This is a genomic window from Lacinutrix undariae (genome assembly GCF_052934785.1).
Genome location: NZ_CM128809.1, coordinates 1,015,791 through 1,037,500, shown reverse-complemented (window position 1 = coordinate 1,037,500; position 21,710 = coordinate 1,015,791). Strand labels below are relative to the sequence as shown.

The following is a 21,710-nucleotide window of genomic DNA, read 5'->3' as shown; positions in this document are numbered from 1 at the left end:
GAGGTTGAACTGCTTAGACAGCTAGGATGTTGGCTTGGAAGCAGCCATTCATTTAAAGAGTGCGTAACAGCTCACTAGTCGAGCGGTTCGGCATGGATAATAATCGGGCATAAACATATTACCGAAGCTATGGATTTATAATTTATTATAAGTGGTAGGGGAGCATTGTAGTGTCGTCGAAGGTGTTCTGTGAGGGATGCTGGAGAAGCTACAAAAGAAAATGTAGGCATAAGTAACGATAATGCGGGCGAGAAACCCGCACACCGAAAGACTAAGGTTTCCTCAGCTATGCTAATCAGCTGAGGGTTAGTCGGGACCTAACGCGAACCCGAAAGGGGAAGTGGATGGACAACAGATTAATATTTCTGTACCTGCTCTCATTAAAAGTGACGGAGGCGAAAAGTTAGTGCGTACTGACGGAATAGTACGTTGAAGCGAGTGGTAACACCGCGATAGTACACTGAGACTACGGTCAAGGTGATAATCTAGCAAATCGACTTCCAAGAAAAGCGAGAGAAGCAGCCCGTACCCTAAACCGACACAGGTAGTTGGGATGAGAATTCTAAGGTGCTCGAGAGATTCATGGTTAAGGAACTAGGCAAAATTGACCCGTAACTTCGGGAGAAGGGTCGCCCACAGTAATGTGGGCCGCAGTGAAAAGGTCCAGGCGACTGTTTATCAAAAACACAGGGCTCTGCTAAATCGAAAGATGATGTATAGGGCCTGACACCTGCCCGGTGCTGGAAGGTTAAGTGGAGGGTTTAGAAGTTTACTTCGAAGATCTGAAATGAAGCCCCAGTAAACGGCGGCCGTAACTATAACGGTCCTAAGGTAGCGAAATTCCTTGTCGGGTAAGTTCCGACCTGCACGAATGGTGTAACGATCTGGACACTGTCTCAACCATGAGCTCGGTGAAATTGTAGTATCGGTGAAGATGCCGATTACCCGCTGTGGGACGAAAAGACCCCGTGCACCTTTACTATAGCTTAGTATTGGTTTTGGATAAGTAATGTGTAGGATAGGTGGGAGACTATGAAGTGGCGTCGCTAGGCGTTGTGGAGTCATTGTTGAAATACCACCCTTTGCTTATCTAGAGTCTAACCTTCAATGAAGGGACAGTGCTTGGTGGGTAGTTTGACTGGGGTGGTCGCCTCCAAAAGAGTAACGGAGGCTTCTAAAGGTTCCCTCAGCACGCTTGGTAACCGTGCGTAGAGTGCAATGGCATAAGGGAGCTTGACTGAGAGACATACAGGTCGATCAGGTACGAAAGTAGAGCATAGTGATCCGGTGGTTCCGCATGGAAGGGCCATCGCTCAAAGGATAAAAGGTACGCCGGGGATAACAGGCTGATCTCCCCCAAGAGCTCATATCGACGGGGGGGTTTGGCACCTCGATGTCGGCTCGTCACATCCTGGGGCTGGAGAAGGTCCCAAGGGTTGGGCTGTTCGCCCATTAAAGTGGCACGCGAGCTGGGTTCAGAACGTCGTGAGACAGTTCGGTCTCTATCTACAGTGGGCGTTAGAAATTTGAGTGGATCTGACTCTAGTACGAGAGGACCGAGTTGGACTAACCTCTGGTGTATCTGTTGTTCCGCCAGGAGCATTGCAGAGTAGCTACGTTGGGAAAGGATAAGCGCTGAAAGCATATAAGCGCGAAACCTACCACAAGATGAGATTTCTTTAAAGGGTCGTGGGAGATTACCACGTTGATAGGCTATAGGTGTAAAGGCAGTAATGTCATAGCCAAGTAGTACTAATAACCCATAGGCTTATTGTACGCCTGTTTTTTATAAAGTACAGGATTATTAAAAATATTTATTATTATGTATGTGATCTATATGATCGTTTTTTCAATATGTTAAGATATTAGTGTTGCTTATTAATAACAACCAAAGATTTAAGGTGGTTATAGCGATGGGGCTCACCTCTTACCATTCCGAACAGAGAAGTTAAGCCCATTTGCGCCGATGGTACTGCATTATTGTGGGAGAGTAGGTCATCGCCTTTTTTAAGAGTCCTTCATAGTAATATGAAGGACTTTTTTTATGCCTTTTTTTTAGGAAAGACTATTAAAAACTCCACATAACTCAATAAAAGAAACAACAGCACACAAAAAAAAACATAAAAAAAAGCCCATACGTAAATGTATGGGCTTTTTTTGGGTTATTACTGAAATGCTTATTGGTGTGGTAAATGAGATTAGTGATTATAAGAATGCCTTTGGTGTTATTGCGGGAGTGATAGTAACGACATCCTTTTTATGGGATTATAACGACTTGCTTTGTTATAATAGTGAATATCCTAAAACTGTATAATGTGTTTTGGCTGTGATGCCTAATAAAAAGATATAGTGGATAGCACGGTTTTTTAAACCCGCCCAAAAGGTTATGATAATATGAATGAAAAAACGATAACTTTATTGGGTTACCATTTTATGTTATAATACTTTAAGGAGTAATAATGCTATAAATATACAGCCTAGTGGGAAAGCTATGATAAATGTTAGTGAGTGTGTTTCTAATTTGCTTTTAGTGAGTTTTGAATTAAGTACTTGACGGTTTCTGCCGGTATATTGCATCCAGTTTTTAAAATAAAGTATAATTGTTGTGATGATTAATAGTGACCATGCTTTTGTTGTTGAGATTGTTGATACATGCATTTGATTTAAAAACTCTGCAACGAATACTCCTAATACGAATAGAATTGAGGCTTGTAGTATTGTTATATATATTACTCCTATCTTATTAGTGTTTTTTTTATATTGTGCTTTATAACGGTTAAAAATGGTGAAAAAAAGTGAATCGAATAGTGTCATTATGCGTGGTGTTATATTTTATAATAAAAAAGCCTGCTAATATATTAGCAGGCTTTAATTTATGAAATTATTTTAATTTCTTAGTTAGTTGATATGATAGATAAGTTATCTATTTGGTATCCTCCTGCTAAGTCATCGCCGTTTCCTACTACTTTAAAAGCGATATGAGCTGTTCCTGTGTAAGATGAGATGTTGATTAATCCTGAATCAACAAATTCGTACCAAGAGTTAGCTTCTGTTGCAAGTGTAGCTCCTAATGGCTCCCATGTTGCTGCTAATACATTCGATCCATCGTAATCTGTAGATATGAATACTTCTAGAGTATTTTCTACTGAGTTGTCTAAATGATGTTGTGCAGTTTCGAAGTTTAAGAATTCGTTGTCTTGTGTATCCATGTCAATACCTGGAGTTACTAACCATACGATGTTAGAAGCATCACCTGAATTGTAAGAACTAAATTCAGTATATCCGTTACCATCGAAAGTTTTTTCTCTCCATAACCATCCTCCAGCTTCACCGAAGTTTGTCCAATCTGCAAAATCTAAATCTGTATTATTTACAGCTGATTCAAAATCTTCTTCAAAAAGTACTGTAAAACTAGAATCGTCTAATAAAGTACAACGTTCAGCTGTGAAGTTTACATCGTCTGAGCTATTTAAAGCTAAAACTAAACTTGCACCATCAAAGGTTTTGTTTACGACAGCAGTAATGTCTCCATTTCCTGTAGGCATAACTTCATTAATGAAGTTTGCAAATCCACTAGTTTCTAATTTAAACTCACTATAGTTAAAACCACCACATGCTTGTAATGTTCTTTGAGTATCGTATAAGTCATTAACTGAATCAAAATAAGTATCACCAGCTAAGTTATCTGCGAATTCAACGTTTTCAATATTTACTAAAACACCAATTAAGTTATCAGAGATTTCTGAAAAAGTAACTATTTTAGGAACCATAGTTTCTGTTACTGCAGATCTAAGAACTTGGTTAGTTAATTTAATATCATCTAAAGCTGTAACAGTAGTACCATATTGATCAGTTTCAATACCACCACCAATTGCAGTTACTCCGTTTCCAACTCTTTCTTCACCAATGAATAAACCGTTTAAGTTGATAATAACTTCTCTTCCTAGGTTGTATCTGTTGTACGAATCAGATTGAGAAACAATAACTTTAAGTGCCATTGTTGGGTTTGTTGGGCTATCTTGGATAAAAAATTCTTTATAGAAGTTACCTGTTAAGTCTGATGAAGATACGTATCCTTTTACGTATACATTTTGTTCAACAGCTTCAATGAAGTCACCTTCAGTGTACATTGCTTTAACGTTTGCCATTGACACTTCAGTAGCATTTGCTACTAATGCAGTAATTGCTACATTTTCTTCATTACCTAAACTGGTTGGTACTGTATAGTCGTCGTCTTGCACACACGATGTTACAGCAAATGACATTGCTATGATCGTGAAAAAAGTAAAAATTTTATTTGTTTTCATAAGTGTAAGTGTTTTATTTTTCGTTTTTCTTTTTTTTTAAAATCTAAGATACACATTTACGAAGTAGTTTGTACCACGTCCGTACCAATATTTAGAACCAAAAGTTCTTGTTGGTTTAGAGTTATCTTCTAATAATTCTTGGTAGTTAGCATTCCTTCCTTGTTCAAAACCACCCGTTTTGTATTGTTTGTCTAGTAAGTTACCTACACTGGCAAAGAATCCTAAGTAGTATTCTCCAACTTTCCAAGATTTTCCACCTGTAAGGTTTACAACCATGTAGCTATCAAATTCTTCTTGTTTTAATAAGTCTGTAGCGATTTCTTCGTCATAGTCATTAAAAGGAATTCCGTCACTATCTAAATAGAAGTTTTCTGTTCTTGTTAATGGGTTAACATCTACGTAAGCGTTAGAGAAAAAGTTAGCTGTTGCTCCAAACCACCAGTAATCTGGGTCACGGTATTCAAAACCTATAGAAGCAGCACGTTGTGGTCCTCCAGCAATTTTGTAATCTTTTAAGTTAGATTCTCCATAAGAGATTGAACCATCTTCAGATGTAAAGCTAGAAGATGTTAAGTATAAATCTGGGTTGTTATCGTAAGTGTATTGACCTATTGATGCCGCACCTTTTAATTTAATAGTTGGTGTTACTTGAGCTTCAATACCAAATTCTGCTCCAATGTGTCTTTTGTCAACACCTTGTAATACTTCTTGTACGAATGCAGATGTGTCGTTTCCTTCAATTTCATCTCCACTTAAACCATCGGCGTAGTAGAATGATACTTCGTTTGCATCTTCAATTTTAGAATAGAAAGCAGTTATTTTAGCTTTTACTATTGGAGAACGGAAAATATAACTTGCATCTAATGAAGTTACTTTTTCTTCTTCAATTCCTTTTACAATACTGTGGTTTTCTCTTGAGTTAGAGTATGTGTTACGTAAAGAAGGTGCTCTTGTAATGTAACCTGCGTTAACATCTAATAAGTGCTTTCCAGTAATTTTATAAGTAAATCCTCCTTTTGCTCCGTATCCTGTGAAAGATAATTCTTTACCTTTTCCGTAAGATTCATCACCAGCAAATCTACTGTGTTCCCATAAACCTTCTCTTTGGTAAGTTGTGTTTGTTAAGCTACCAGAGATGTAAAAGTCAATTTTGTTGTATTTAAATTGTGCTTGTGCATACCCTGAAATTTCATCAGCATATAGGTTATAGTTATATCTGTATTTTTCACCTTCACCAACAGTTCTGTCTGGATTTAAGTTATCATATTGAAAACCATCAAAAGAATCTACATTTAAAGCTCCAACATTAGAACCTAAGATATCAATAATTTCACCGAAGTTTTCAGATTTTAATTTCTTGTAATTTACAGAAGCATTTAATAAGATGTTTTCTGTTAATTCAGAACTAAAAATAGAGTTTACAGTAATTTGTTTGTCGTCGTTTCTGTCTTCATATAAAACATAAGCAGCATTTGTGTCGCTAATGTTATTGGTTTGGTTAGCATCTAAGATACGTTCCCAGTCAATTTGCCCATCATTAATGAAATCTTGTTCTGCAATGTATGCGTTTGCATAATCTGGACCATCACTATCACCTAAGAAATAACTTGGTAAGTTTTGGTAATATGCAGGACTTGGGTTTGCACCTCCAGCATAATCTATACGGCTATTTCCTATTTTTCCAAATTGGTAAGCTACGTTAGTATTTAAGCTTGTTTTATTGCTAATATCCCAGTAATGGTTTAACATAAATACAGGCTCTTCAACTTCTTTAATACGTGAGTTACGTTTTTCACCATCTAAATATCCCCAGTACTCGTTATATTTAATTCCTTTAAGGTCATAAACTTCTTGAGTGTTTGGTGATGATTTACCTCTTCTATTAGGTGCATAGATTGATGTAAAGTTAATACTGTGTTTGTCGTTAATTTTCTTTTCAATAGACGCAAAAAATGAATTTGAGTCATATAAAGAAGCATCTTGATAACCTTCGTTACCCCAACGTCTTCCTAAAGCAAAACTATATGCCCAACCACCTTCAACTAAACCTGAAGAGTAACTCGCCATTAAACGGTTTGTGTAACTTCTGTTTGAAGAAGAGTATGTTACACGTCCACCTTGTCTGTAACTAGAAGCTCTTGTGCTTATGTTTGAAGTTCCTAAGATACCTCCAAAGTTGTAAGCTGATGGTGTTAACCCAGACGTTAATTCTTGGTTACGCATTACATCATTTAAACCTCCCCAGTTACTCCACTGTGGTCTTCCGTTATACATTTTGTTCATTTCAACACCGTTAATTAAAACAGAACCGTTATCTGAATCTAAACCTCTTACTTTAAAGAAAGATGAGCTAAACTCAAATGCAGCTGTACGTTGAAAAATGTCTTGAGATGATTGTAGTAAACCAGAAATGTTGTCTGATGCACTTGTATCATCATTTAATTCATCGTCAGAAAGTGAAATAGTAAATAAATCAACAGAATCAGATACATCAATATCTAATGTCATGTCTGTAATGTTTACAATTTGTCCTTCGTTAATAACGATTGGATAACGTTTTGTAACAAATCCTACCTTTTCAACTTTTAAAACTTGTTCTCCTAATGGCAAATTTTGAGAAAAAGTAAATTCTCCCTTTGCATCAGTAGTTGTTGTTTCTTGCGTTTTTTCGATAATAATTGTTACACCTGGAATAGGTTCAAAAGTAACAGCATCCTTCACACTACCTTTAACAGTAGTAGTTTGAGCGTACATTGCTACAGATGAAAAAATTCCGAATAAGAAAATAAAAAAACTTTTTTTCATGCTTAAATTTATAATTAATAATTTCCCTGCATTAAATAATAGTTATTTAAGGCGTGCAAATTTACATTATTTATAATAAATATCTACTTTTGGCTCATTAATTGTACTCTTTTAATGATAACATAACATACAGAAATGAAAAATTTAAAACTATTATTACTCCTACTTATTGCCTTAGTATGCTTTAGTGCTAACGCTCAAGAGAAAAAGTATAAAATTCATACTATTGCGTTTTATAATTTAGAAAACTTATTTGACACTATAAACGACCCTTTAAAGTACGATGAGGCTAGTCCTATTATGGAGATGAATACCAATAGGAAAAAGGTTTACGAGAAGAAAGTAAAAAATATGGCTCGTGTAATTGCTGAAATTGGTAAAGATGTTACCGGAAACTCACCTGCTGTTATTGGTGTGTCTGAGGTTGAAAACATTCAAGTTTTAGTGGATCTTGTTAACGATCCTCAATTATTAGATAAAGATTATGGAATTATCCATTATGATTCTCCTGATAAAAGAGGGATTGATGTCGCACTATTATATGAGAAAGCTTTATTTAAACCCGTAAGCCAAAGTTCTCATGAGCTTTTAATTTATGATGATAATACTCATAAACGTGTATATACTAGAGATCAATTGCTAGTTAGTGGAGAATTAGATGGTGAGTTAATTCATCTTATTGTAAACCACTGGCCATCTCGTAGTGGTGGTGAAGCGCGTAGTAGATCTAAACGTGTTGGTGCAGCAAAATTGAATAAACACATTATAGATTCGTTACAATCAAACGATCCTTATGCTAAAGTTTTTACTATGGGAGATTTAAATGACGATCCAACAAACGATAGTGTAAAGAAAGTATTGAAAGCTGAAAATGAAAGAGAAGATGTAAAACTTAAAGGTATTTACAACCCTTTTGAAAACATGTTTAAAAAAGACGGTTTAGGAACTACAGCTTATAGAGATGCTTGGAGTTTATTTGACCAGATTTTAATTACTCAACCTTTAATAGAAAAAGATTTTTCAACATTCAGATATTACAAAGCAGGAATTTTTAGTAAAAATTATCTGGTAAGTAAAAAAGGAAGATATAAAGGATATCCTCTTAGAAGTTTCTCTAACGGAGGTTTCACTGATGGTTTTAGTGACCACTTTCCAGTGTATGTTTACTTAATTAAAGAAATTAAATAACGAGTTTTAACTCAACAAAAAAGGCGCTAATATAATTATTAGCGCCTTTTTTATGGGTAAATATATTTTATTAAAACCAAGTTCCCCAAGGAATCATTTTAAGTACAATAGCTAAAGCAATAGTATAAGTAATAGCTAAAATTTTAAATTTTGGATTAGATGTTAATTTCTTTTTATGTTTTGAATACCCAATAGTAAGTGCTGCAATAGCTAATACCATTCCAAAAGGATGCTCAATAACAATACGTCTTAAAGCTGGGGTTTTCATAATTTCTCCCATTGAATTTTCACTAAAATATCCTGAAACTGCAAAAAAGATAATTCCAAGAAGTAATTGAGTGTGTGTTGCAATTAATGCAAAAAGCGAAAGTCTAAAGTCAATTGGTGCAAACTCCTTGTTTCCAAAAAATTTAACTAAAGCATTAATAGTTGCTGCTGCTAGAGCAAAAAGGGTAATGTAAGCCCAATAAGAGTGTAAAAATTTAATGATATCGTAGAACATAAATTATAAATAAATATTAAGTTGCAAATGTATGAATTTTATAATTCTAACCATATTAAAAGCTCTACCCAACTCAAATAATAAGTTTTTAACTATTCTGAAACGTTAAATGCACGTTTCGCCTCATTTCCAAATTCATCAACAACAGTAATAATATGTTGTCCTTGTTTAGGTATAATTGCCATGTCATGAATATCTTTAGTACTTCCTATAAAGGTATTATCAATATACCAAAACAGTGTTGTTTCTGGTTTTGAGTGTGCTATTTTCAAAATTAAATCGTTTGTTTTTCCATCAAAATCTTTAGGTAAGAAAATACTATTGTTTTCCTTTGGATAAATAAAAGCCATAGTTATTGTATTGCTACCTAAACAATCACTTCTATATTTTGGTAATGGTTTATAAAACGGATTTTTAGTTTTATAATAATAGGCCATTAGCGGAGGAAGTACAAACCACGATTTATGTTTAATATGACTTAACTCTTCACAAGATGAATTGACTTGGTAGGTTTCACTGTTATCTAAATGCACGAGTATGTGATAAGGACATGGCGATGTTTTTAGTCCGCTAATTTGAATAAACTGCTCTTCAATATCATCACAATCTGGTGACGCTCTATGGCCACTTTTTTTACAGATAGTCACTTTTTGCATCTCATCAAAAGGTTTGTTAAACCATTCGCTATTTGGTAATACATCAAAAACATCAAACATTATTGGAGCTGCAGCTTGCACACCAACAAGTCCCGGTCTACCTTCTCCATCTGCATTTCCAACCCAAACGCCAACCACATAATCTTTGGTAGTTCCAATAGCCCAAGCATCTCTAAAACCAAAACTAGTTCCTGTTTTCCAAGCTACTTGTTTTGAGCCATCAAAAAACTCCCAACTTTCATCACTTTCAGGGCGATTTACTTCTTTTAAACTTTCAAAAGTTAAATAAATAGATGCTGCATCAAAAAGTGTTTTTTCATTTGTTTTTCTTCCGAAGTCAACATTTTTAGATGCTAAATAAGTGGGTTCGGTAAATTCACCACTATAATATTCACTATCCGTTTCCGAAAAATGATTTAATGTTGAAGACAACGAGGCGTAGCTTTTGCATAAATCCCATAAATTACTTTCGGCACCACCCAATATAAGTGATAATCCATAATGATTGGCATTATATTTTAAGTCTTTAAGTTGAAGTGCTTTTAGGTAATGATGAAATCTATCTAAACCAAAATCTTGAAGCATTCTTACAGAAGGTACATTTAGCGAACGCGATAACGCTCTACTTGCGGCAACAGCACCATCATACGTTTTATTGTAATTTTCGGGATTATAACTTCCAAATTGAGTGGGCACATCGCTTACCAATGTGTGTGGTAAAATATCACCAGCATCTAACATGGCAGTGTATAAAAAGGGTTTTAAAATACTTCCTGTACTTCTGGGTTTATCTATAATATCTACATCTTTTTGATGTGCTTTGTCGGTAGGTGTATTTCCAACATAAGCCATTACTTTTCGTGTTTTTACATCTAAAACTAAAACAGCTGCGTTATAAATTTCATTCTGACTTAATTGATTATAATGAGTTTTTACAATATGATTTATCTGTTGTTGTAAACGAGTATTAATAGTTGTTTGTATACGTTTACCTGAATGATTTTTTGCTGTTTTCTGTAATAAATGAGATGCAATTTGTGGTAATGGATAAGGTTTTTGTGGTAAACCTTCAGCAATAGATAGCTTATAAGTTAGTGAATCTATAATTTGATGTTCCACTAACTTTGCTAAAAGACGATTACGTTTTTTTAGTAAATGTTCTTGATTTTTTCCGGGATAAATTAAACTTGGTGCGTTTGGTAACACGGCTAATGTTGCACTTTCTGCCCAAGATAAATTATTAGCATTAGTATGAAAATACCGCCATGCAGCAGCATCAAGACCTACAACATTACCTCCAAAGGGAGCATTACTACTATAATAAGCTAAAATAGCATCTTTATTTTCTCTAACTTCTAGTCGTGTAGAAAGTATGATTTCTATAACCTTTTCAAAATACGTACGATTTTGCCCTTTTCGGGAAAGCCTAATTACTTGTTGCGTAAGTGTGCTTCCGCCACGTTTTACGCCACCTGCTTTTAAATTATCACGTAAAGCTTTAAAAATTGATATAGGATTGAAACCTGGATGTTGGTAAAAATATTCGTCTTCAAATTGAAGAATACAGGTTTTAAATTTCTCCGGAATACTATCATTATGAGGAAATCTCCATTGTCCGTCTGTTGCTATTTTTGCGCCTAAAAGATCATTTTCTGAACTTGTAATTACAGTTGCTGTAGGGTCTTTAAATAATTGTTTTGGTAAACAGAAGTAGTAAGCTATTAAAAGTACAGCGATAATTATCAGTTTTATTTTATGCTGTTTTATGTAACTTTTTATTTTATTCATTATAATTTATTTCACCCTTTTCGCTTTTGTTTTCCTTATTGAAACCAAAAGAACCTTCCCTTAAATAGGGAAGGATTTTTAGTATTGTTTATTAAATTAGTCTCCATTTTAAAGGAGGGGTGGCTCTATTTTTAATTAATAAAATTGAGGTGAGGTGGTTTTTTATTTCTCAACAGTAATCCATTCGCCTTTAGTTCTTACTAAATAATCATTATCATACATCGCTTCTGCTTGTACTCCTGGTAAATAATAAGTTCCTAAGTAGGATGCATTCAGCATAATATTGAATGTTTTGGTGTCAGATTGTCCTTTTTTACTTAAGTCGAAATAAAAATTAACTCTATCATCTCTAATATCAGTGTATCGTGCATCACTTGTTGTACTGCTACCAAAAGCTGTAAAACGTGTATTTACAATTTCCCATCCTGAAGGAAATATTTGTGTTAATGCAATATCATTCACGTTTTCACTTTTAAGATTACTTACGCTCACGTTTGCTACAAAATCCTGACCTTGTTGTAATTTACTAACATCAATAGTATTTCCTTTTAGGTCTTTATATTGAACCGAAACACTTAACCCGCGTTGTTCTGCTAATTCTTCACCTAATGGTAATTTTCCTGAATTTAAAATACGAACAAAGATTACATTGTCTTTATTGTTGGTAAATGACATCGTGTTGTTACCATCTATCACTGCTAATTCACGTTGGGCGATAGCATTTTTAGAAGCTATAGTTTCCGTTTTTCCATTTACAGCATAACTAATATCCATCGCTTTTCCACCATTTGCATTTACCATTTTCGCCATTGCAAGTAAACTGTAAGCAGTAGTTTGTGTGCTCATCCAGTTAGTTCCAGATAATTCTTTTGCAATGTATTCTGCAATTTCTCGTTGTTTTGAATCTTTGGTTAATACCATAGTTTCTAAAGCCATTGCTCGGTTTCTGTCTACAGATCCATAGGTGTAATAATTATATCTTGGTGCGGTAAAATTAATATTTGCCGATTTTGATATTTTATCACTAGCTTCCTTTTGCCCTGCAAGTGCATAAGCTGCCGCAAGACGCCATTTTGCTTCATTTGAAATTTCAGAAAACTCTCTCAGTCTATTCATTGCTGCTAAATCTGGATTTCCAGCTAAAGCTAAAGTGTACAATCTGTAAGCTTGTGCTAAATCTGAATTGTAAGATTTGTAGCTTGGTCTCCAATCTCTAGCCGCTTGTTTTTGGTATTTTAACCAATTACTTTTAAAAGTTAGTGGTAAAACAAAACCTTTCTTTTCGGCTTCAATCATAAAATGACCTGCATAACTTGTACCCCAATCATTGGCTGTACTTTCTCCAAGCCAATAACTCATACCTCCGTTTGGTTGCTGAAAATGCCCAAGACGTTTAATTCCTTTTTCAATATTAGATTGAATGTCTTGCTTCTTATCATAAGTTAAATCGAAAATATCACTTAAAAATAACTGAGGAAACACACTAGACGTCGTTTGTTCTAAACAGCCGTGTGGATACTGAATTAAATATTGTAAACGTCTTGAAAAATCCATTGGAGGCATTGTTGAAAACTCAACCGTGGCACTATTTGTTCCTGCGACACCAAAAGTTGAAAACTCTACAGTTTGTGTGCTTTTGTTTTCAATAGTTTTATCAATAGGTTTAGAGGTTATTGGATTTGGGTTTACAACATCTAATTCTACTTTATATGTTGATTTTTCGCCATTTCCTGTAGCAATAACTTCTACGGTATTTATACCTTTTGCTTTTGAAACATCCAATTCAAAATACGTCATCTGTTCGTCTGGTTTTGCAAACGATAAGTTTTTAGTTTGCTCTCCAATTATAGATATTCCGTTACTTAATTTTAGACTTATTTTTACGTTTTTCACTTTGTTTTCCATAGCAAACACCGTTACTGGAAGTGTTACTTTTTCACCAGGGCTTAATTTCCGCGGAAGCGATGCCAATACCATTAATGGTTTTTTTACTTCTACAGATTTGTCTGTACTTCCGTAAGCTTCTGTTTCACTATTTCCGGCAATTACCATTGTTCTTACTGCGCCAATATAGTTTGGTAATTTTATAGTATGTGTTTTAGTTTGACCTGCTTTTAATGTAAACGGACCTAAATAGGTTACTACAGGTTTAAAACGGTTGGCTTTTTTATTTTTTCCGCCAGCAGCACTTCCATCTCCACCAATTGCAAAAACTTGATCAATACTTCCGCTATAAGCGCCAATAACATCATCATAAACATCCCAAGTTTTTACACCTAAAGCTTCACGTTTGTAAAATTCGTTCCAAGCATTTGGTGTTTTAAAGCGAGTTAAATCTAGTAAGCCTTCTTCAACCACAGCAACCGTATACGTCATTGCTTTTTTATTTTTTTCTGAAACCGATACTTCAAATTCTTGTTCTGGTCTTAAAACATCGGGCATTTTTATTTGTGGTTCTAGTTTTGTGCTAGGATCTTCAACCATCATAGGAATTACACCATATAAACGAATTGGTAAATCGTTTGCCGTAATTGCATGTGGTTGTAATAATGAAATATTAATAAATACATTTGGCGCCATATCTGAAGTGACAGGAATATTAACAACAGTTTCTCCTTGTTTTGTTTTTACCCATTTGTAATTTACAACTTCAGTTCCGTTTTCAATACTTACTAATGCGCGACCTTCACTTCCTGAATTAAATGTGATTTTTGCAGTTTCTCCTACATTGTATTTTTCTTTATCGGCAGAAAATATAAGCATTTTAGCTGCTTCTTTATCTGCAGAACCTGACTTGCTCCACCAATTTTTGTAAAAATAAGCAGTACGTCCGGTGGCGTGCCCACTCACGGGGTCTTCAATTCTTATAAGGTAACGTCCGCGCTCTTCATCTGGAATATTAAGTTTTAATTTTCCTTTTCCATTAGCGTCTGTATTTATTGTGGTATTTAAATACGGTTTATGATAGGTGCTCGATACATAACTTGATAAGTTATCGTAAGACGAGTTCCACCACCAACGCCATTCAATTTTATAAACTTTTACTTGTAGGTTATCTCGTTTTACGGGTTTTCCATCTTTATCAACTACAGCAACATCAAAAGTTTGATTTTCATCTGTAAAAAATGAACCATAAGCATTTCCTTCTGGAGAACGCAATCCAACAAATGATTCGTAAGGTGCGTATTGTTTTGTAAAGGCATCCATTGAGAAATCTCCACCGTTTTCAAAAGCACGTGCTAAAAATTGAACGTTTAACATTCCGGGAGCATTTTTGCCAACTTCCAACGTATTGTTTATTGTTGCAAATCCATTTTCATCAACCTGACCTTCAAAAACATTAATTTCTTCGGTGCTAAATTCTCGTGTTGGATCGGTAAACGTATAATCTTTATAGTTTTTAAATCCTGAATAAGAAGTACTGAATTTCGCCTTAATTTCTGCTTTTAAGTTTTTTCCGGCAGCACCGTGTAACCATTTTACATCTAGAGTTCCTTGTAAAGGAGAGTTACTTGTAAGAATATCGTTTTCAAAATCGATTTTAATTTTTAAACGATTAGGTTTTATTGTTTCAATTTTTAAACTTTTATGAAAAACCGCACCACCAACAGCTATTTTTGCATTGTAATTTCCGGTTTGATCTTCGGTCGCAGTTGGTACTGTAAACTTGTAAAAATTATTAAGATTATCGGCAGTTATGTTTTTGTAAACTAATTTTCCGTTAGGATCTGTGATTTCTAATTTTACAGGATGTCTTTTAGGCAATGGGTTTGTGGCATCATTGAGCATAAAAGTAATATGTAAAGTGTCGCCTGGTCTCCAAACTCCACGTTCACCATATATATACCCTTTTATACCGCGTTGTAATTTACTTCCTGAAACATCAAATTTACTTAGTGAAAGTGAGTTTCCGTCGGCAAGTTTTACATAGGTTGTATTTTGTCCTTTATTTACAATTGCAAAAGCGGCATGTTTTTCTGCATCAATAGTTACTAAACCTTCGTTATCTGTAAAATTAGATGCTATTTCTTGTTGTTGAAAGTTGTATAAAGTAACTTTTGCTTTTGCTTCTGGGTTTGTTGTTATAATATCGGTTACTGCAAAATAATAGGAGTTATTAGCACCTTTTTTTGCAATTACTCCTAAGTTGGAAGCTAATAAATTTTGAGATACAATGCGGTCTTCATTATAATAAGCATCGTGACATGGGTTTTCACGTTCTCGCCAATTGTAATTGTAATCTCTGTAACGGTAGGTAAGATTATCCCAATATTCTTCTTCTTTTAAATCGTCATCTTGGGTGTCAGTTTCTGTATAATCGCCTTCGTAATAATAATCTTCTTCGTAGTAGTAATCGTTATAGTCATCTTCAGAATTAGTTTGAGAAGTGTTTACCGAACAGTCATATAATGAATAACTTTTATTAAAATCCAACTCTACACGATAAATTGCACCTGGATCCGCTTTAAAATAGTGTGATAAATCCAGACTATAAGCTTTCCATTTTCCGGTGTTTTCGGCAGCAGATTGTAGTTGAATAGTTTGTTTTGTAATACGACGACCTACTTTTCTAATATTGTATTTATTACTACCATCTAAATTATTATCCTGAAGGAATTGTAATACATTATCTTCAAATATTTTAATAATTCTTACATCAACAGCACTTAAGTTTACAGCTTCAAAATTAAATTTAAGTTCTTTTGAATTTGGTAGAATTGTTCCGTTACTAATTAATCTGATTTGAGGTTTTAGTTCTTCAAAAGCAATAGTTTCAGAAAAGGGTTTTTTAAGTTTAAAATTATCTGTATTCGAAATTCCTTGAAAAACATCTACTTGAATATTTCCAACTAATTTAGAATTAGGATAGACTTTAAGTACATTTCCATCAACAATATATTTTGGGTTTTTAGTTTTTTGAATAGTTACTAAACCATCAAAGTTTTGTTGTTTTTTTAAAGGATCAGAAAAATTGATAGATAAATATTGTTCTGGCGCCTGAATTACATCAACACCAATAATTGTAAAGTTGTTAATACCAGGAATAATCACCTTACTTTCTCCAACATTATCTGCTTTTATAGGTTTTCCATTCCACTTTACAAGAATTTCGCTATCTTCAATCTTACGATTTATACTATCTATTTTAAATTCAAAAATCTTAGCTTTCTCATTATCTTCATTAAAAATAAGCGAAAGTTTTTTTCCGTCTTGCGCCGCTTCTGCTAATTGTTTTGCATCATCAAGAGAAATCACATCTGCAGAGCGTAACGTAGATTCTAAATATTGCCAATTTTTACTGTAAGACTGTAAGTTGTTAGTAATAATAGTAAAATTTGGTGTAATAGTTTTAAACTGAAAGGTGTAGTTGTTAAATTCACTAGGAATATTATCGTAAATTTTATTCAATTTTACGCTAACGGTATATTCTGTTGCTGATTCAAGCGTTTCATCTGGCGTAAAAAGAAGAGTATGTTTGTTTACTACGGTAAGTTTTCCTTCAACATAAGGTGATAATGTTATTATCTTATCGGTAATTTCTTGTCCCATTTCCCAACCTTCAACATCGGTTGCTAAATTAATTTGGATGGGTTCAGAAATTGAAGTTAATCCAGATGATGTATAACTTATGTAATCTCTAAATTTAAAAAGATTATCGGTTTCTACAGTTTTGTTTTTACACGATGTTACTAGCGTAATAAGCATTACGATAGCAAAAAGCTTTTTTAATAGCATAGATTGATGAATTTAATATATTGGATTTTGAACCTGAAACCGTAGGGTATTCCTCGTTAATTATTTACGTTCAAATTTCAAGTTTTAGATGTAGTTTAAATGTTAATAAAATGTTAATTTTTGTTGTAAGAATCACGAAATAAAGTTAATGATTTTAATGGTGATATCATTTATTAAAGCGACTAATTATTAGTATATTCGCAAATAAACAGACTAATAATTATAAAATTTAAATTTATGCAAGCAGTTGCGACAGATTTCGGAATAAAAGAAGCCTTAAGCCAATTAGGTGTAAAAGATATAAATGAAGGTTCGTCTACAGGGTCTAATAATTTTTCTAATGGAGAAATTATTGAGAGCTATTCGCCAGTTGACGGGCAATTAATAGGAAAAGTTAAATCAACAACAAAAGAAGATTACGAGAAAGTAATGGGAGCAGCAACAGCGGCTTTTAAAACTTTCAGACATATGCCAGCGCCACAACGTGGAGAAATTGTACGTCAGTTTGGTAATAAATTAAGAGATTTAAAAGAACCATTAGGGAAACTAGTTTCTTACGAAATGGGGAAATCTCTACAAGAAGGTTACGGTGAGGTTCAAGAAATGATTGACATTTGTGATTTTGCTGTAGGATTATCTCGTCAGCTAAACGGACAAACTATTCCATCGGAACGTCCAGGTCACGTAATGAGAGAACAATGGCATCCAATTGGGGTTGTTGGAATTATCTCAGCATTTAATTTTCCTGTAGCAGTTTGGGCGTGGAATACCGCTTTAGCTTGGATTTGTGGTGATGTTTGCGTGTGGAAAGGATCGGAAAAAGCACCGTTATGTTCTATCGCATGTCAAAATATTATTGCTGCAGTTTTAAAAGATAACAATTTACCAGAAGGTATTTCTAATATTATAAATGGAGATTACAAAGTAGGTGAAATGATGACTACAGATGTACGTATTCCATTAGTATCTGCAACAGGATCTACAAGAATGGGACGTATTGTTGGTACAACAGTAGCGCAACGTTTTGGTAAATCTTTATTAGAATTAGGAGGAAATAATGCGATCATTATCACACCAACTGCCGATTTAAAAGTGGTAGTTCCTGGTGCTGTTTTTGGAGCTGTTGGAACATGCGGACAACGTTGTACATCTACGCGTCGTTTAATTATTCATGAATCAGTTTACGATAAAGTAAGAGATGCTATTGTTGGTGCTTACGGACAAATTAAAATTGGAAATCCACTTGATGAAAATAATCATGTTGGTCCATTAATAGATAAAGATTCAGTAAATACATATTTAGCTGCCATTGAAAAAGCGAAAGCTGAAGGTGGAAAAGTATTAGTAGAAGGTGGTGTTTTAGAAGGTGAAGGTTACGAATCTGGTTGCTACGTTAAACCAGCAATTATTGAAGCCGAAAATCATTTTGAAATTGTACAACACGAAACTTTTGCACCTATTTTATACCTTATGAAATATTCAGGTGAAGTAGAAAATGCAATTGATACGCAAAATGGAGTAGCTCAAGGTTTATCTTCTGCAATTATGACAAATGAAATGAAAGAGGCAGAGAAATTCTTGTCTTATGCAGGTTCAGATTGTGGTATTGCAAATGTAAATATTGGAACTTCTGGTGCTGAAATTGGTGGTGCTTTTGGTGGTGAGAAAGAAACGGGTGGTGGACGTGAGTCTGGATCTGATGCTTGGAAAGTATACATGAGACGTCAAACGAATACAGTTAACTATTCAGACGAATTACCTTTAGCACAAGGTATCAAATTTGATTTATAATAGAATTATTTTTATAAATATTGAGAAAGCCACATTGAGAAATGTGGCTTTTTTGTGCGAACTACTGAAAAATAATTTTGGGAGTTAAATAAAAAATAAAAACCCATTTCAGATCCAAATATTCATTGGGTGAAATGGGCTTGTAAGTAATTGATTAATAGCTTTACTAATGTCGATAAAAAATATATTTTTACTCAAAAAAAACTACCATTTACAAATAAATTGGGACGAAATACATCATATATTTATTTTGTGTCAATTATATTTTAATTTTCGTAATATCCGTATAGATTCCTTATAGAGAGCGTAGTAGGAGTTTTCTCTCTCTTTTAAATAAAATTTAGCCTCATGTAGTTTATTGATCGCTTCATGAAATAAATTAAAGTAACAGATGAGATAGGTTTCAGGAAGGTTTTTTAAATCGAACTCTTCTTGTTTGTTTAGTTTGAGTCCTTTTTTAAGTTTATCTAAAATACTATTATTGGTATTGTAAATATGATGCAATACTTTTTTATCAAATTGTGGCGGTTGAAATAAAAGTTGTGTTTCAATTTGATAGTTGGCATTATCGCTAAAGTGAATAATGGTTTCTTCTAACGGATAATATTTAGATGAATTTTGAAGTCCTAAATTCACATATTCTATAATCTTAAAGCTGTTTTCATCAAATGTAATTGAAACTTCATCTAAGGTTGAAAAAAACAAACGTACCTGTTCGTTAATTAATTTGATATCTACCCGCGAGAAAAAAGTTTCATTTCCTACTGTTTTTTTCTCTCCAGACCAACAGAGCACAAAGTATTCTTTGAACACTTTGTATTGCGGACTATAATCTATGCGTGTATTCATAAAATCGAAAACACCGTCTAAAGTATGTTCAATATTATTTTGCGAATGGTTTTCAATGGCTTTTACAATTTCAGAATTAAAATCTTTAATTTCTACATCAAAAATTTTAGGCATACTAATACTACCATCTCTAAAAAATACCGATCCTCCATAATATTTCCAGATGTTTTTGCGAAGTGAAGTTATGCCTTCAACAGATCTAATGGTGACTAAGCCAATAACTTTATCATCTGGTAAATTAGGAAACGGAATGTTTTCGTATTGTACAATTGGCGGATTGGTTAAATAAGCATTTACGAGGTTTTGAATTTTACTATCATCAAAAAAATCGACACCCACAATAGTATTGTCTTCATCTTCAACACCAATAACAATAAAAGAGTTGTTATTTGGATTACTGTTTGAAAGCGCGCAAATATGTTTTAAAAACTTAGCCTTTCCTTCTTTTAGGCCAATATCAATTTTACGCTTTTTGTCATAAAAACTATTCTCGTCATTATGAGCGAGTAGATTTTTTATGAGTAGGCGTTTATTAATCATGGCTTTCTGTTTATAAAAGTTTTAGTTCTTTTTTTATGTTTTCTCTAGCTTTTAGTTCTAGTTGATTTTTAAAACTATCAGTGAAAAATAATTGTGCTCTTTCTAAAAATGAATTCAATACTTTTTTTCTACCAGGATTATATAAAAAATCTGGGTAAATTTTATATTCCTTTCTAACTGCTTGTGTATATTCTTTATAGGTTTCCCAGTCTGTTCCTAAAACAGATAAATCTAAATCTAATAGATAAGCGTTATCTGTGTTTTCTTTGTTAATGATTTGATGTTTTTTTGTTGAAAGAATAAGAGTTTCAATAACTTTTGCGCTGTTAATATCAAGACCTAATTTTTGAACTTTAGAAGCCCCAATTTCTGCACTTTTTTCTTCATTATTACTTTTTGAAGCATTATATATGATATCATGGTACCAAATAGCATATTTAATTTCCGTTAAATTACTAATGTTTTCTTCATGCTTTTTTAGCGTTTTTAACATTGAGTAAATATGTTGTAAATTATGATAGTATCTCGACTTTTGAGTGTAGGCTATTTCAATTTCATTCCAAAAAGACGTCACAAGATTTCTGTCTTTGCAGTGATGAGATGTAAGGTTGTACCAATCTTCTTTTAGCCAGTTTTTCATTAGTCCTTTTTTACAATCGTACTACTCGCTTGTGCGGTTGGCAATACTAAAACATCGGCAATGTTTACGTGTGGCGGTCTAGAAACTGCAAAATAAATAACATCTGCAATGTCTTCGGGTTGTAAAGCTTTAAATCCGGTGTAAACCGTATCGGCAATAGCATCTCCTTTAAATCTTACTTTTGAAAATTCAGTTTCTACCAAACCAGGATTTACGGCACCAACTTTTATTCCGTAAGGATTTAAATCTATTCGCATACCTTCAGTAATTGCTAAAACAGCATGTTTACTTGCGCAATACACATTTCCTTTTGGGTAAACTTCTTTTCCTGCCGAAGAGCCAATGTTTATAATTTGTCCAGATTTTCTAGCCGTCATTTGTGGAATAATTGTCTGACTTACGTAAAGCAATCCTTTTACATTAATATCTATCATAGCGTCCCAATCTGCAACATTTCCATCTTGTATAGGGTCTAAGCCGTGAGCGTTCCCTGCGTTATTAATTAAAATATCAATCTGTTTAAAGTTTTCAGGTAAGCTGTTAATGGCTTTTGTAGTGGCATCTTTATCACTTACATCAAAATTTAAAGTATGTATTTCGATTTGTAATTCTAATGCTTTTTTAAGCTCATCCAAACGCTCTTGTCGTCTTCCACAGATAATTAATCGAATACCTTGTGTTGCAAATTCTTTTGCGGTTGCGCGTCCTATTCCGCTTGTAGCGCCTGTAATTAGTGCTGTTTTAGTCATAGTTGGGGTAAAATATAAAGCTGTTTTGGTAAAATATAATTTGATATAAAAATAATTAAAAACCAATAGAATTAAGTTGCAATAGCGATATATAATTTTCTGAACATTAATATTTACTTTCTTTAAATTAAATGCAGTCTTGTAAACAATTAAGTATGA

At 33.7% G+C, this 21,710-nt stretch carries 12 protein-coding genes and 2 rRNA genes (1 of these 14 only partly in view); 5 read left to right on the top strand and 9 right to left on the bottom strand.

The annotated features are described in order from the left end of the window. The 3 genes from ACU4C5_RS04600 to ACU4C5_RS04590 form a co-directional block, all read left to right on the top strand. Positions 1-1,776: ribosomal RNA gene (locus tag ACU4C5_RS04600) — 23S ribosomal RNA — on the top strand (it extends 1,057 nt beyond the left edge of the window). Positions 1,777-1,897: 121 nt separating this feature from the next. Continuing rightward, positions 1,898-2,007 (top strand): 5S ribosomal RNA (gene rrf, locus ACU4C5_RS04595). A 139-nt stretch (positions 2,008-2,146) separates the two neighbouring features. Continuing rightward, on the top strand, positions 2,147-2,314 hold the full coding sequence (locus ACU4C5_RS04590; RefSeq protein WP_446845886.1) for a hypothetical protein: 168 nt from the start codon (positions 2,147-2,149) through the stop codon (positions 2,312-2,314). Positions 2,315-2,436: 122 nt separating this feature from the next. On the opposite strand, the gene ACU4C5_RS04585 is transcribed toward ACU4C5_RS04590, so the two are convergent. From ACU4C5_RS04585 to ACU4C5_RS04575, 3 genes are all read right to left on the bottom strand, one after another. Beyond that, positions 2,437-2,814, bottom strand: a complete 378-nt coding sequence (locus tag ACU4C5_RS04585; RefSeq protein ID WP_446845885.1) for a hypothetical protein — start codon at positions 2,812-2,814, stop codon at positions 2,437-2,439. A gap of 80 nt (positions 2,815-2,894) precedes the next feature. Further along, entirely contained in the window at positions 2,895-4,307 is a 1,413-nt protein-coding gene (locus ACU4C5_RS04580; RefSeq protein WP_446845884.1) for a DUF5689 domain-containing protein, read from the bottom strand. 36 nt (positions 4,308-4,343) lie between these two features. Then, complete coding sequence (locus ACU4C5_RS04575; protein ID WP_446845883.1) at positions 4,344-7,112, bottom strand: carboxypeptidase regulatory-like domain-containing protein; 2,769 nt, start codon at positions 7,110-7,112, stop codon at positions 4,344-4,346. A 135-nt stretch (positions 7,113-7,247) separates the two neighbouring features. On the opposite strand from ACU4C5_RS04575, the gene ACU4C5_RS04570 reads away from it, so the two are divergent. After that, the gene (locus ACU4C5_RS04570; protein WP_446845882.1) at positions 7,248-8,300 is read left to right on the top strand and encodes an endonuclease/exonuclease/phosphatase family protein; all 1,053 of its coding nucleotides are present in this window, start codon (positions 7,248-7,250) and stop codon (positions 8,298-8,300) included. A gap of 70 nt (positions 8,301-8,370) precedes the next feature. Here ACU4C5_RS04570 and ACU4C5_RS04565 read toward each other — a convergent pair whose 3' ends face one another. From ACU4C5_RS04565 to ACU4C5_RS04555, 3 genes are all read right to left on the bottom strand, one after another. Beyond that, positions 8,371-8,802: a hypothetical protein gene (locus ACU4C5_RS04565; protein ID WP_446845881.1), complete on the bottom strand. Its 432-nt coding sequence runs from the start codon at positions 8,800-8,802 to the stop codon at positions 8,371-8,373. 92 nt (positions 8,803-8,894) lie between these two features. Beyond that, on the bottom strand, positions 8,895-11,246 hold the full coding sequence (pbpC, locus tag ACU4C5_RS04560) for a penicillin-binding protein 1C (protein WP_446845880.1): 2,352 nt from the start codon (positions 11,244-11,246) through the stop codon (positions 8,895-8,897). Positions 11,247-11,408: 162 nt separating this feature from the next. After that, the gene (locus ACU4C5_RS04555; protein WP_446845879.1) at positions 11,409-16,982 is read right to left on the bottom strand and encodes an alpha-2-macroglobulin family protein; all 5,574 of its coding nucleotides are present in this window, start codon (positions 16,980-16,982) and stop codon (positions 11,409-11,411) included. 237 nt (positions 16,983-17,219) lie between these two features. Between ACU4C5_RS04555 and amaB the strand changes: the two genes are divergently transcribed. Beyond that, the gene (amaB, locus tag ACU4C5_RS04550) at positions 17,220-18,773 is read left to right on the top strand and encodes an L-piperidine-6-carboxylate dehydrogenase (RefSeq protein WP_446845877.1); all 1,554 of its coding nucleotides are present in this window, start codon (positions 17,220-17,222) and stop codon (positions 18,771-18,773) included. 255 nt (positions 18,774-19,028) lie between these two features. Here amaB and ACU4C5_RS04545 read toward each other — a convergent pair whose 3' ends face one another. From ACU4C5_RS04545 to ACU4C5_RS04535, 3 genes are read right to left on the bottom strand one after another with little or no spacing between them, the layout of a single operon-like run. Next, positions 19,029-20,162, bottom strand: a complete 1,134-nt coding sequence (locus tag ACU4C5_RS04545) for an ATP-binding protein (protein WP_446845876.1) — start codon at positions 20,160-20,162, stop codon at positions 19,029-19,031. Positions 20,163-20,172: 10 nt separating this feature from the next. Next, entirely contained in the window at positions 20,173-20,802 is a 630-nt protein-coding gene (locus ACU4C5_RS04540; RefSeq protein ID WP_446845875.1) for an HD domain-containing protein, read from the bottom strand. Further along, positions 20,802-21,551 (bottom strand): SDR family NAD(P)-dependent oxidoreductase, encoded by a 750-nt coding sequence (locus ACU4C5_RS04535; RefSeq protein WP_446845874.1) that lies wholly within the window; start codon positions 21,549-21,551, stop codon positions 20,802-20,804. Before ACU4C5_RS04535 ends, ACU4C5_RS04540 begins: the two co-directional genes overlap by 1 nt. Positions 21,552-21,710 lie beyond the last annotated feature (159 nt).

What these genes read in the sequence shown, in the direction of transcription:
- ACU4C5_RS04590 (WP_446845886.1), top strand. Translation starts at nt 2,147, where the DNA reads ATGGGCTTTTTTTGGGTTATTACTGAAATGCTTATTGGTGTGGTAAAT.
- ACU4C5_RS04585 (WP_446845885.1), bottom strand. Translation starts at nt 2,814, where the DNA reads ATGACACTATTCGATTCACTTTTTTTCACCATTTTTAACCGTTATAAA.
- ACU4C5_RS04580 (WP_446845884.1), bottom strand. Translation starts at nt 4,307, where the DNA reads ATGAAAACAAATAAAATTTTTACTTTTTTCACGATCATAGCAATGTCA.
- ACU4C5_RS04575 (WP_446845883.1), bottom strand. Translation starts at nt 7,112, where the DNA reads ATGAAAAAAAGTTTTTTTATTTTCTTATTCGGAATTTTTTCATCTGTA.
- ACU4C5_RS04570 (WP_446845882.1), top strand. Translation starts at nt 7,248, where the DNA reads ATGAAAAATTTAAAACTATTATTACTCCTACTTATTGCCTTAGTATGC.
- ACU4C5_RS04565 (WP_446845881.1), bottom strand. Translation starts at nt 8,802, where the DNA reads ATGTTCTACGATATCATTAAATTTTTACACTCTTATTGGGCTTACATT.
- pbpC (WP_446845880.1), bottom strand. Translation starts at nt 11,246, where the DNA reads ATGAATAAAATAAAAAGTTACATAAAACAGCATAAAATAAAACTGATA.
- ACU4C5_RS04555 (WP_446845879.1), bottom strand. Translation starts at nt 16,982, where the DNA reads ATGCTATTAAAAAAGCTTTTTGCTATCGTAATGCTTATTACGCTAGTA.
- amaB (WP_446845877.1), top strand. Translation starts at nt 17,220, where the DNA reads ATGCAAGCAGTTGCGACAGATTTCGGAATAAAAGAAGCCTTAAGCCAA.
- ACU4C5_RS04545 (WP_446845876.1), bottom strand. Translation starts at nt 20,162, where the DNA reads ATGATTAATAAACGCCTACTCATAAAAAATCTACTCGCTCATAATGAC.
- ACU4C5_RS04540 (WP_446845875.1), bottom strand. Translation starts at nt 20,802, where the DNA reads ATGAAAAACTGGCTAAAAGAAGATTGGTACAACCTTACATCTCATCAC.
- ACU4C5_RS04535 (WP_446845874.1), bottom strand. Translation starts at nt 21,551, where the DNA reads ATGACTAAAACAGCACTAATTACAGGCGCTACAAGCGGAATAGGACGC.